The 11891-nt window shown below is 51.5% G+C and carries 9 protein-coding genes and 1 pseudogene; 2 read left to right on the forward strand and 8 right to left on the reverse strand.

Annotated elements, in window-relative coordinates; all coding sequences use genetic code 11:
• Together tnpA and N512_RS0118575 are read right to left on the reverse strand one after the other, a co-directional pair.
• Window positions 1–223: IS200/IS605 family transposase (gene tnpA, locus N512_RS0118570; protein WP_028780433.1), on the reverse strand; the 223-nt coding region annotated here is incomplete at its 3' end.
• Window positions 224–384: 161 nt separating this feature from the next.
• Window positions 385–2817 (reverse strand): Ig-like domain-containing protein, encoded by a 2433-nt coding sequence (locus tag N512_RS0118575; protein WP_028781265.1) that lies wholly within the window; start codon window positions 2815–2817, stop codon window positions 385–387.
• A gap of 220 nt (window positions 2818–3037) precedes the next feature.
• Here N512_RS0118575 and N512_RS0118580 point away from each other — a divergent pair, with 220 nt between their 5' ends.
• Complete coding sequence (locus N512_RS0118580; RefSeq protein ID WP_028781266.1) at window positions 3038–4390, forward strand: dicarboxylate/amino acid:cation symporter; 1353 nt, start codon at window positions 3038–3040, stop codon at window positions 4388–4390.
• 156 nt (window positions 4391–4546) lie between these two features.
• Here the strand turns inward: N512_RS0118580 and N512_RS0118585 are convergent, their stop codons facing one another.
• The 5 genes from N512_RS0118585 to htpG all read right to left on the reverse strand — a co-directional run bounded on the left by N512_RS0118585 (window position 4547) and on the right by htpG (window position 10782).
• Window positions 4547–5851: an inosine/guanosine kinase gene (locus N512_RS0118585; protein WP_025011037.1), complete on the reverse strand. Its 1305-nt coding sequence runs from the start codon at window positions 5849–5851 to the stop codon at window positions 4547–4549.
• Between the two features lie 161 nt (window positions 5852–6012).
• Window positions 6013–7050 (reverse strand): ferrochelatase, encoded by a 1038-nt coding sequence (gene hemH, locus N512_RS0118590; RefSeq protein ID WP_037475564.1) that lies wholly within the window; start codon window positions 7048–7050, stop codon window positions 6013–6015.
• Window positions 7051–7120: 70 nt separating this feature from the next.
• Window positions 7121–7765 carry an adenylate kinase gene (gene adk, locus N512_RS0118595; protein WP_025888745.1) on the reverse strand — a complete coding sequence of 215 codons (645 nt, stop codon included), beginning with the start codon at window positions 7763–7765 and terminating at the stop codon, window positions 7121–7123.
• A 187-nt stretch (window positions 7766–7952) separates the two neighbouring features.
• Window positions 7953–8798 carry a tetratricopeptide repeat protein gene (locus N512_RS0118600; protein WP_028781268.1) on the reverse strand — a complete coding sequence of 282 codons (846 nt, stop codon included), beginning with the start codon at window positions 8796–8798 and terminating at the stop codon, window positions 7953–7955.
• 70 nt (window positions 8799–8868) lie between these two features.
• A complete protein-coding gene (gene htpG / locus N512_RS0118605; protein ID WP_025011038.1) occupies window positions 8869–10782 on the reverse strand; it encodes a molecular chaperone HtpG in 1914 nt (637 codons plus the stop codon).
• Window positions 10783–11025: 243 nt separating this feature from the next.
• Between htpG and N512_RS0118610 the strand changes: the two genes are divergently transcribed.
• Complete coding sequence (locus N512_RS0118610; protein ID WP_028781269.1) at window positions 11026–11487, forward strand: carboxymuconolactone decarboxylase family protein; 462 nt, start codon at window positions 11026–11028, stop codon at window positions 11485–11487.
• A gap of 91 nt (window positions 11488–11578) precedes the next feature.
• Here N512_RS0118610 and N512_RS24220 read toward each other — a convergent pair.
• A pseudogene (locus N512_RS24220) lies at window positions 11579–11891 on the reverse strand (IS4 family transposase); the annotation flags it as partial.

Here is an 11891-nt window from a genome sequence, read left to right on the forward strand (position 1 = left end):
AAACACTCAAGCTTGGCGGAAGTCTCACCAGTAAGTGAACATGGTCTATCTGGACATTTAGCTCTACTATCCGACACTTCTTCATGCCGCTATAGATATAAATACTGCGACAAACCTCCTGCCCAACTCGGCCCTTCAAGATCCTGTGTCTATACTTTGGCGTCCATACAATGTGATACTGACAGCGATAGAAGACGTGCGATGCACTTTCATATCGGCTCATACTGCTTACTCCTTGATTTGCTGGTAACAAACCGAGTCAGTATGCAGTATGGGCACTCTTCGGGCTGAGCCCCGACTTGACGATCACCACCTCCATAGGAGGTGGTTTTGGGGTAACAATAAAAAAGGCGCCGATGGCGCCTTTGGGGTTACTTGATTTTATCAATAAATATTGACCTTCAAGTTAACGACTTCGGTTTCTGCACCACCGGGAGTTTTGACCTTAACAATGAAGGAACCTGAATCTGGTTCATCTGCCCCCTTCAAGGTTACGCTGAATTGACGGCCACCGTTGTGATTGGAGCTGGGCCAAGTATAGCTTCCTGAGCTGGCTACCGAACCGGCAGATGTCGTAAAGGTCACCACGCTTCCGGATGGCATTTGCTGATTATGCAAGTCAGAAATAGTGAACTGGACTGTCGCACTCGATTTACCGTTGATATCAATGTCACCTCCCAGATTATCGCCGTCACGATCAATAATGCGGATGTCGGCTGGGTCGGTGGCATAAGCCGTGCTGCCAGACATTACCATCACCAAGCTGGAACGAACGTTGATGGATTGAGAATGACTAATACCATCGGCACAAGCGTCATGGGCGGGGATAGAGCACAATACACCATTGTATTTGCCATCGGCCGAGTCAAATACGCCATCGCTGTCGAAGTCGATCAGTTCCTCATTCTCACCGCCAATTTCACCACCGGCTTGCTGAGGATTGAACAATCCATCTTCATTGTGATCAACAAAGGCCTCTGCCAGATCATAAGGTTGGCCACTGACATCAGTACCTTGGAATGCAGCGACTTCGGATGCGTCAAAACGGCCGTTACCATTGGTATCCGGGAAGGACTCCTCACCGTTGGCTGTAGCTGTGATGGTTGCGCGGCCACCATACTTTTGGCCATAGAAGTTACCACCGGTTGCAGAAAGCTCCGCAATGGGGTTACGGGAGCCGCTGTTATCGACCAGTAATTGGCCTTCAGGGCGAGCGTTCTGGCTGGTCCAAGTCACTGAGCAAACACCACCTGTGGTGGTACACGAAGGAGTAATTGCGCCCCCCTCTGTTGTAAAGTAAACCGCCGTGCCGTCCGGAACCGGGTTATTGAAAGCATCGGCCAGACGAGCAGTTACTTTCACTGCCGTGCCATCTACATCCCATCCCTCGGCATTGAGGGTTTCAGCCGAAAGCGAGAAGGAGTCCTGATCCGGTTTACCGGTAGAGATAACCAAGACACTGGACTGACTGGAGATCAGCGGAGAGGTCCCATCTATGTCAGCCGTCACCCGAACAGTAGTTGCTACCGTACCCGAATTTACGACTGTCTGTACTATCCCTTCGTTATTGGTTGTCGCCGTTGCCGGGTTGAGACTCAAACCACCTACATCGGTATTAAGACTGAAACTGACGGCCTTGTTGGCAACAGCATTACCATTGGTATCCAACACCTTAAAGCGAATAATAGAGGACTCATCCGAACCTGTCCCCTTGATACCGATATTCTCAGGGGAAGCATCAACAAACACTATACTTCCGGCGTCGGCTGCCAATATTTTCACAACCCCGGTAGCAGACAGATTTTTGCCACCAACATCGGCAGAAACCGTGATGTTATCGTCACCGACACATCCTTTGGCCAGATAAGTACTGGTCGCCAGGCCATTAATGGCCGTTACAGGGCTACTAATTACGGCTTCAGGAGAGGTCTTTTTGGAACAGGTTGATGAAAAACTCACATCGACAGGTTCAGTAAACGGCTTACCTTGGCTATCTTGCAACATTACCGAAATCGTAGCGGTACCCCCCGCCGATAGAGTCGCTGCACTCACTGCTGCTTTTCCGGAAACAAAAGGATCACCACTCCCCATCTGTACATCTGAAGCACCGATCACAAAGACATGCTCAGCCTTTTCACCGGTTGCCAACGAGGCGGTGGCAGAACTGGCGCCTGGAGTACTTCCTGCATAAATACTGACGCTGGCCTTACCGTTGGCATCCGTAATCGCAGTTTTTATCGGGAGATCGCCCAAAGAGGCATCGAATGTCACTATGGCCGGTTTTGACAGACCGGTTACTGTGGCAACAAGAATACCGGGAGATGTGCTGGTAATGCTGTCTGTCGTATTACCATCAACGTCAGTAAGAGTTAAGGTGACTTGCGCGCCACCTCCGGCTTGACCGCCATCACCTTTCATAGTGAAACCGACCGAGGCAGACTCTCCTGAACTGATTGCAGCGCTAACAGTACCGGCACCGGCAATGTTGGACGTTGCCAGCGAAATCACGGCTTTGCCATCTGCATCAGTCAGGGCTGTGCCTATGGCTGGGTTGAAGGTGCCCAGGTTTTCGTTACTTAGGGTAAAAGTCACCAGTTGCCCCGCCAACGCTCCCGTTAAGCTATTGCTGACAGTCGCAGTCAAGGTCGCAGGGTTTTCTGCGGAAATATTGGGATCTGAAATATTCAGAGTGACGGTTGTTGTTCCCGTTGGCGGCGTCGAGCCATCTCCGGTATCTGAAATACTGCCCCCACCGCCACAGGCAAATAAAAGAAAACTACATAATAAAGTGAAGCAAAACTTAAACGCTGACCTCATTGTCAGACTCCCTGTTACTCAATAAATACGAACAATCTGCTTGTGTATTACTTATAGAGCAACATTACACAATTTTCCTTAAACATTTCCAGCACAAATGCGCTATACGACTCATTATTTGCCAAAAACTTTAACTCACGTATCATTTCCTCGAGAGAGCTTTCTTGCTAGGCTTTAGTGCGCCAAATAACAAAAGTACAAGAATTAAACAGGAAGATTTATGGCATTCACTCCAACCAAGAAAATAGGCCTGACCGGCAAGATCCTTATCGGGATGGCGGCCGGTATTTTATTCGGCCTTCTTCTGAGACATTTTTTCCCCGATGGTGACCTGAACTCAGAACAAGTTCGGCAAGACCCCTACTTCATCTTTGTTGAGGATTACATCACCGAAGGTTTTCTCAACGTCGTCGGTACCATCTTTATCTCCAGCTTGAAAATGCTGGTGGTGCCACTGGTATTTATCTCCCTCGTCTGCGGTACCAGCTCACTCAGTGAGCCTTCAAAACTGGGACGCCTTGGGGGTAAAACCTTGGCTTTCTATCTGTTTACCACTGCCGTTGCCCTGACACTGTCGATTATGGCGGCGGTATTGCTGCATCCTGGACATAGCAGTATGCCTACTGCAGGTAACAGCTTTGAGGCCAAAGATGCCCCCAGCCTGGCAGAAGTGTTGATCAATATAGTGCCCACCAATCCGATGCAGGCAATGAGCGAAGGCAATATGCTGCAGATCATCATCTTTGCCGTGATCTTTGGTTTCGCCATCTCTCATGTGGGCGACAAGGGCAAGCGGGTTGCCGCCCTGTTTGAGGACCTCAATGAGGTAATCATGAAGGTGGTAACCCTGATCATGCATCTGGCCCCCTATGGCGTATTTGCCCTTATGGGTAAACTGGCATTGACGCTCGGTATGGAGACCTTCAGCAGCGTAGTCGCTTACTTCTTTGTGGTACTGGGCGTACTGCTGGTGCATGCCTTTGTCACCTACCCAGTGCTGCTCAATCTGCTGTCAGGGCTAAATCCCCTCACCTTTATCCGTAAAATGCGCGACGTGCAGCTATTTGCCTTCAGTACCGCCAGTTCCAACGCTACCCTGCCGGTCACTATCGAAACGGCCGAGCATCGCCTGGGCGTTGATAACAAGATAGCCTCGTTCACCTTACCCTTGGGCGCGACCATCAACATGGATGGCACCGCCATCATGCAGGGTGTGGCGACTGTGTTTATTGCTCAGGTTTACGGTATCGACCTGACGATTACCGACTATATCACTGTGGTTGTCACGGCCACCCTGGCCTCTATCGGCACAGCCGGGGTACCGGGAGTGGGTCTGGTGATGCTGGCCATGGTGCTCAATCAAGTGGGCCTGCCGGTAGATGGTATAGCACTGATTATCGGCGTAGATAGATTGCTGGATATGGTGCGCACCGCGGTTAACGTCACAGGTGATACAGTCGCAACCGTGGTGATTGCCAAGTCGGAAAATGAGTTCAATGAAGAGACCTTCAATGACCCTAAAGCCGGCAAAAACAATGTCAGCTTTCACAAGGAACACCACACTCCCATGTAAGGGATAATCCGGATTTGGGTATCAAAGCCAAGTTAGCCCTTGCTGCTTGGCTTTCAGATACCAAAAACAAAAAGAGTGGAAATACAAAGAGGGCGCTCATTTGAGCGCCCTCTTCTTTTAATCTATTTGTCTTTTAATCTACTTGTGGAAACGAGCTTAACGCTCCCAGTAGGCTTCTTCCAGGCTATCTTCCCGCTCAGGCAAACCTCTGGAGAGGCGTGGGCTATGCTGCGCCAGCACTTCATAAGCCACCCGGTTGGCGTACTTACAGATTTGCGAGAATGAGGAGTAACACAAACCATCGCGTTTATGCTTGCTGGAGCCCGGCACGTTGGTCTTGTGGAAAGTATTGGCCGCCAAGTCATGCAAGAGGGCAGACAGGGCACCATCACCGGCGCCATTGGTATTGTGAATTTTCTCCGGCCCGCCCATGTAAGGCGAAATATGGGCATACACCTTGATGGGCTTGTCACAGTCTTTTTTCAGTTTCGGGCGGGAGAACTCATAACGGTTGAACTCAGGAATAGCACCGGGAAGCAGAGTATGAGCCGTCTCGCGTTTCTCGGCATCGTTGGTATAACCGGCGGTGTAAAGTCCTGAAGCACCCGCTGTGGTCAGTACCATGTCACACCATTCAAGTGCCGCTTCACTGGCCAGCAAAGGATCGGCAAATCCGGTCAGCGCCTCACCTTCATCTTCATTCATCGCCAGCACAGTAACGTGCTGGCGAATAAACTCCTGCCACCACTTGGGATCTTCGGCAATCAGGAAGCGGGTTCCCAAGGTCAGTACTACCGGCACTTCGGCTTCCTGGGCGTAGCGAATGGCGGTCAACGCCGCTTCACCAATCTGATCGCCATCGCTGGCTCGCATCAGGTAGGCAGTCAACACCAAAGCAGAACTGCCCTGAATCACTTCTTTATCGATAAACTCCGGGCTTAACTTGTCCATTGAGCCTTTGCTGATGGCAAAAGTGCGCTCACCGCCATCGGAGATCAGGGTAAAACAGCGACCTATAGGGCCTTCAACCGGTTGCAGGTAGTTAAGATCTACCTTGGACGAGGTGTTGCACAGATAGCGGTAGGCATAACTGCCTACTTCAATATTCTTGCTCATCACGCCAAAGAGCACAGATCTGTCATCGGCGAGAATTGAGTAGTTGTGAATGGTATTGCCGATAGTACCGCCGGCAAACTCATCGCTGACCAACTCACGGCTTTTGAGCTCATGATACAACTGGTGGGCACTGGCATCATCAATCAGAGTCGAGTTGCCTTTGGGTAAGCCGTAACGCTGCAGCAGTTCATCTTCGACCTTGGCTTCGATATCCACCAGAGTTTGATCTATACCTGAAATCCAGGTACTGAAAGGTTGCGGCTGTTGAGTCAACTGCGCCAGCAGAGGATCACGGGTTTTGACCGGGAAATAGTGTTTGGATTTACGCTGACCGGGAAATTTCATATTGGGCTCTCGTTGTCTTCGTCCCTGAGTAGCTGCACTGCTTGAGTACAGACTTTCCTGATAATGATCTTAGGCCAGGCTGACTGGGCTGCCAGCGACCACACCGAATGGCGGCAGATTCTATCACAAATCCACCGCCGCACCAGTGCGCGCTCGCCGGCTTAATGCCAGTTTTCAGTGTGAAACTTCACCAAATCAGCAAGAAAACGCATATGAGCCGATTGTGCATTGAGACAAGGGATAAATTGATATTGTTTCCCACCGGCTTCAAGGAAGCTCTCGCGGCCTCCTTGGGCTATCTCTTCCAGTGTTTCCAGGCAGTCGGCGGCGAAGGCGGGACTCATGATATCGACCGCTGTGATTCCCTGCCCCGGCAAAGATTCGAGCAGCTCATCGGTATAAGGGGTTAACCAAGGCTCTTTGCCGAAACGGGATTGAAAACACAGCTGCCATTCGCCTTCACCCAGGCCAAGTTCGGCGGCCAGCAACTTGGCCGTGGTTTCGCATTGACTGCGATAAGGATCGCCCTCCTTGATGTAGCGCTCAGGCACCCCATGAAACGACATAAGCAGCCTTTGTCCCCGCCCTTCTCGCTGCCAATGGCTACGGACGCTGCCTGCCAGGGCCTGAATATAACCTGGCTTGTCGTGGTAATCCCGCACAAACCTCAGCTCAGGCAAATTACGCTCCAGTTTCAGTGCAGCGGCAACACCATCAAACACACTGGCCACAGTGGAGCAGGAATATTGAGGATAGAGAGGCAACACCAGCACCCTGTCCACACTGGCATTTTTCAGCGCCGTCAGGCCATCATTCAAGGACGGGCTGCCATAGCTCATACCCAGCTCCACAGGAATATGGCAGCCAGTTTGCTCCCGAAGCAATTCCGCCAGGGCTTGTCTCTGCTGTTTACTGACCACCATTAATGGCGAGCCTTCTGCTTGCCAGATAGACTGATACAACTTGGCGACTTTGCCCGGTCGGGTATTGAGAATAATCCCTTGCAACAGGGGTTGCCACAGCCAGGGAGACAGATCCACCACACGTTGATCACTGAGGAACCGCTTCAAAAAAGCACGCACCGCCGCTTTGGTTGGCGCAGAGGGAGTTCCCAGGTTAACTAAAAGCACACCGAATGGAGGACGGGTATCCTGCACTGTATTATTCCTGTTCCGAGAAAGATGGCGCCAAGTTAACATCGCTAAAACCATAAAAAAAGCCCGCAGCTGCGGGCTTTTTTCGATTATGAGAACCGGTTCTGATAATTAATCAGCCCAGTGCCTTCACAATGGCTTCGCTGACGGAAGCAACGCTCTGGGTACCATCGAACTTGCTGTACTTGGTATCACCCTTGGCAGCCATGGCACCATAGTAATCCACCAGAGGTTTGGTTTGTTCGTGGTAGATGCCAAGGCGCTTACGTACTGTGCTCTCTTCATCATCGGGACGGATAACCAGCTCTTCACCAGTGACGTCATCCTTGCCTTCTTCTTTAGGCGGATTGAAGACCACATGGTAAACCCGGCCAGAACCAGGGTGCACCCGACGACCGCTCATACGCTTGACGATTTCTTCGTCCGGCACATCGATCTCAATCACATGATCGACATGGATACCGTTGGCCACCATGGCATCAGCCTGTGGAATGGTGCGCGGGAAACCGTCCAGCAGGAAACCCTTGGCGCAATCGTCCTGAGTAATGCGCTCTTTGACCAGACCTATGATCAGCTCATCTGAAACCAATTGTCCGGCGTCCATCACCTTCTTGGCTTCCAGTCCCAAAGGCGTACCGGCCTTGACGGCAGCACGCAGCATATCGCCGGTTGAGATCTGTGGAATGCCATACTTTTCCATGATGAACTGAGCCTGGGTACCTTTACCGGCACCAGGGGCGCCCAATAGGATAATGCGCATATCAAGAGTCCTCTTTTCGCATTGATATTCTTGTTAGGGCGGCGATCTTCGCACATCTGACCGCCCATGAGAAGGCTTTTGGCTTCGACTTTAGCCACAGAAACGCCAAAAAAACCTGACAGCTCTGACCTGTTGAAAATGGTCAAAACCGCTCAGGCAGAGGCTTGGGCTGTCAAGCTTGACTCTATCAGTAGAGTAAACTGTAGAGCTTGCGACGATAGCCGCTCGCCAGTGCATTCCCCTGGCCAAGGGCTGAAAGTATCGTCAGAAACTGTTGTTTCAACTCACCATTGCCGGCGTTGAGATCTTGCTGCAGTTGCGCAAAAAGCAGCTCAAGAGCCTCTTCATCCCGGTGCGCCTGATGCAGTGCTGTTGCCAGCTTGCCAAGTAAACTCAGGTCACCCGGAGCCGCTTCAAGCGCTTGTTGCAAAGAGCGGATTTCCGGCGTATCGGCAGCCTCTTCCGCCAATTTGAGTTTGGCTTGTAAACTGGCGTAGTATGCATCCTGATCTTCAAGCTTGATGCCGGCAAGCAAGCTCTTGGCACCGGCAATATCACCGCTTAACAGGCATGCATCGGCATAGGGCAAGGCCACCTCGGCGCCGTTGTGCTCGCCATAGGCCTCCTTCAGCAGCACCAGGGCTGCCGCGGCATCGCCTCCTGCGAGTAATTCTCTGGCGTCAGCAAGTTGCAACTCCCAGGCGGCGGGCAGATGTTTATCCAGCATGGCCTGAATTTGCGACTCGTCCTGCACCCCGGCAAATCCGTCAACCGGCTGGCCCTGACTGAGGAACAAAGTGGTCGGCAGGCTCTGGATTTGGAAATAGGAGGCAATTTCCATCTCGGTTTCACAGTTAACGGCCGCCAGCAGCAGTTGCCCCTGATAACGGCTTGCCAATGCTTCCATGGTGCCGAGCAGCCCCAGACTCTCCGGGCTCTGCTGGGCCCAGAAGACCAACGCGACCAACTGTTGTTTCGAGGCTTCCACCACCTGCTGAATATTGTCGCGGGTCAGTTCGATACGTGTTTCCATAGCAATCCTTGTTGGATGGTCGGGCTATTCCCGAGTAAAAAAGGGCCATAAAGGCCCTTTTTTGATTGGCTTACTTAAGATTGGCAAGCAGCATCTGGTTCATCAAGCGGATAAACTCAGATGGGTCGGCCAGGCTGCCCTTTTCTGACAACATTGCCTGTTGCAACAACAGGTTACTCCAGTCATTAAAGCGGCTTTCGTCTGCCTCTTCATTGAGCCTGGCCACCAGCGGGTGCGTCGGGTTCAGCTCAAATGTCGGTTTGACTTCCGGCACCTGTTGGCCGGCGGCCTGCATCAGCTTGATCATCTGGCTCGACATCTCACCTTCACCGGCCACCACACAGGCTGGGGTATCGGTCAAACGCGTGGTCACCCGCACATCCTTCACCTTATCACCCAGCGCTTCTTTGATACGCTTGAGCAAAGACTCGGATTCGGCCGCCAGTTTTTCCTGTTCGGCCTTTTCATTCTCATCTTCCAGCTCACCGAGATCCAACTCGCCGCGGGTCACAGAGTGCAGCGCCTTTTCCTTGTACTCGGTCAGATGGTTGATGAGCCATTCGTCGATGCGATCAGACATCAACAGCACTTCGATGCCCTTCTTGCGCAGCAGTTCCAGGTGCGGACTGTGGGCCGCCGCCTCATAGCTGTCGGCAACAATATAGTAAATCTTGCTCTGACCTTCTTTCATCCGGCCTATGTAGTCGTCCAGCGATACCGTCTGCGCCGCGCTGTCATTGTGGGTCGAGGCAAAACGCAGCAAGCCGGCCACACGCTCGCGGTTGCTCCAATCCTCTGCCGGGCCCTCTTTCAGTACCTGGCCAAATTCGGCCCAGAACTGCTGGTACTTGTCACTGTCGTCTTTTGCCAGTTTCTCCAGCATGCCCAGCACCCGCTTGGTGATGGCCGTGCGCATGGCTTGGGTCACCTTGTTGTCCTGCAGTATCTCACGGGAAACGTTCAGCGGCAGGTCGTTTGAGTCGATAAGGCCTTTGACGAAACGCAGGTAAGAGGGCATAAACTGCTCGGCGTCATCCATGATAAATACACGCTGAACAAAGAGTTGCAGACCCTGCTTGCGATCCCGGTTCCATAGGTCCCAAGGCGCCTTGGAAGGAATGTACAGCAAGCTGGTGTATTCCTGCTTACCTTCGACCCGGTTGTGACTCCACAGCAGAGGATCGCTGAAGTCATGGGAGATATGCTTGTAAAACTCCTGATATTCCTCATCGGAAATCTCAGACTTGTTGCGGGTCCAAAGCGCGGTGGCCTTGTTCATCACTTGCCATTGACCTTCGGTCGCAGGTACTTTTTCACCATCCGGGCCTTCAGACTCGGGCGAACCTTCCTGCCACATCTCTACCGGAATGGAGATATGATCTGAGTACTTGGTGATGATAGAGCGCAAACGCCAGTCGTCGGCAAACTCTTTTTCCTCTTCCCGCAGATGCAGAGTAATCTCGGTACCACGGCTTTCTTTGACTATGTTCTCAACGGTAAAGTCGCCTTCACCTGCAGACTGCCATTGCACGCCTTCATCGGCCTTGTGACCGGCAGCGCGGGTTCTCACCGTTACCTTGTCGGCCACAATAAAGGCCGAGTAGAAACCCACACCGAACTGACCGATCAGCTGCGAGTCTTTGGCGGCATCACCGGAGAGGTTTTTGAAGAATTCTGAAGTGCCTGACTTGGCAATGGTACCCAGATGCTCGATAACGCCGTCACGGGTCATACCAATACCATTGTCTTCAATGGTAATAGTGCCCTTTTCCTTATCGGTACTGATACGTACCCTGAGCTCGCCATCACCTTCATAAAGCGCATCGTTGGTAAGCGCCAGATAACGCAGTTTGTCGGCGGCATCGGCAGCATTGGATACCAATTCACGCAAGAAAATCTCTTTGTTGGAGTACAAAGAGTGGATCATCAAATGCAAAAGTTGTTTGACTTCAGTTTGAAAACCATGAGTTTCTTGATGTGACATGAATAGCTTCCCTTGTTTATCGCAATAGGTTAAACCAACTTGAGTTGCTTAACTAAATGGGGATGCGATTTTTAAATTCAAGGGCGGAAGGACACAGACCGATAACAGCCGTCGAAAAAATAGCCCTCACATGGCCCCAAATATCGCCTGGACGCCGATTGACGATTTCCATCCATGTCGGAAATATCCAATCTTTGCGCTCTTTGCCTGGTTATCGTCTGAGACCCTATCTCAGGAGATATCATGATGAAACGACTCGATTACGCGAACGCCGCACCACAGGCAATGAAGATTCTTTACCAACAGGAAAGCTACTTCCATCAACAATTCAATGCATCGGAAACCATGTCAGTGACTATCTGGGAGCTGGTCAAACTCAGAGTTTCACAGATCAATCAGTGCGCCTTTTGTATTGATATGCACAGTAAAGACGCACTGAAGTACGGCGAAAAGGCCGAACGAATTTTTGGCCTCAATGCCTGGCGGGACATGCCCATCTATAGCTACGAAGAAGGTGTCGCCCTCGGTTTGGCCGAGAAACTGACCGCCGGTTTAAGCATCAGCGATGAAGAGTACCAACAGGTGCTGGATTGTTTCGGTCCTCAGGCGATGACAGATTTGACCATAGCTATCAATGCCATCAATAGTTGGAACCGTATAGTGAAAGTGTTTAAACCCGAGGTAGGCAGCTACCAGCCCCAATGATTCGGGTTACCCATGGACGGCAAACTATTCTCCCAAAGGCAGGCACACCTGACACAGTAAAAAAAATAGCCCCGCATAGGCGCAACGTAGTTCACTTAAGCGGAGCTGCCTTGTGATTAACAGGATATCGGGTCTTTGATATTTTTACCGCCCTAGGCCGATTTGGCTTAGGGCGTTTGTCTATAAAAAGGATGGACAAGTCTCCTCGCAGACTGTTTAGACGCTTCGGCGTATTACCTGGTGACACCGCTTTGCTCATGACTTTGAGCTGACTTGCGATGAACTGACAAGCGTACTTAAAGCTGATTTCATTGGGCATTCGACCGTGCTCTACTGCCGCCTGACTCGCTTCTCGTCTCACCAAGTTATAACCAAGCAGCAGCCCCCATAGCTCTTGATAGACA

Source organism: Shewanella sp. 38A_GOM-205m (assembly GCF_000518445.1).
Taxonomy (GTDB): Bacteria; Pseudomonadota; Gammaproteobacteria; order Enterobacterales; family Shewanellaceae; genus Shewanella; species Shewanella algae.

Excerpts from the sequence above, each read along its gene's own strand:
- N512_RS0118575 (WP_028781265.1), bottom strand. The coding sequence starts at position 2,817 with ATGAGGTCAGCGTTTAAGTTTTGCTTCACTTTATTATGTAGTTTTCTT.
- adk (WP_025888745.1), bottom strand. The coding sequence starts at position 7,765 with ATGCGCATTATCCTATTGGGCGCCCCTGGTGCCGGTAAAGGTACCCAG.
- N512_RS0118600 (WP_028781268.1), bottom strand. The coding sequence starts at position 8,798 with ATGGAAACACGTATCGAACTGACCCGCGACAATATTCAGCAGGTGGTG.
- htpG (WP_025011038.1), bottom strand. The coding sequence starts at position 10,782 with ATGTCACATCAAGAAACTCATGGTTTTCAAACTGAAGTCAAACAACTT.
- N512_RS0118610 (WP_028781269.1), top strand. The coding sequence starts at position 11,026 with ATGATGAAACGACTCGATTACGCGAACGCCGCACCACAGGCAATGAAG.
- N512_RS0118580 (WP_028781266.1), top strand. The coding sequence starts at position 3,038 with ATGGCATTCACTCCAACCAAGAAAATAGGCCTGACCGGCAAGATCCTT.
- N512_RS0118585 (WP_025011037.1), bottom strand. The coding sequence starts at position 5,851 with ATGAAATTTCCCGGTCAGCGTAAATCCAAACACTATTTCCCGGTCAAA.
- hemH (WP_037475564.1), bottom strand. The coding sequence starts at position 7,050 with ATGTTAACTTGGCGCCATCTTTCTCGGAACAGGAATAATACAGTGCAG.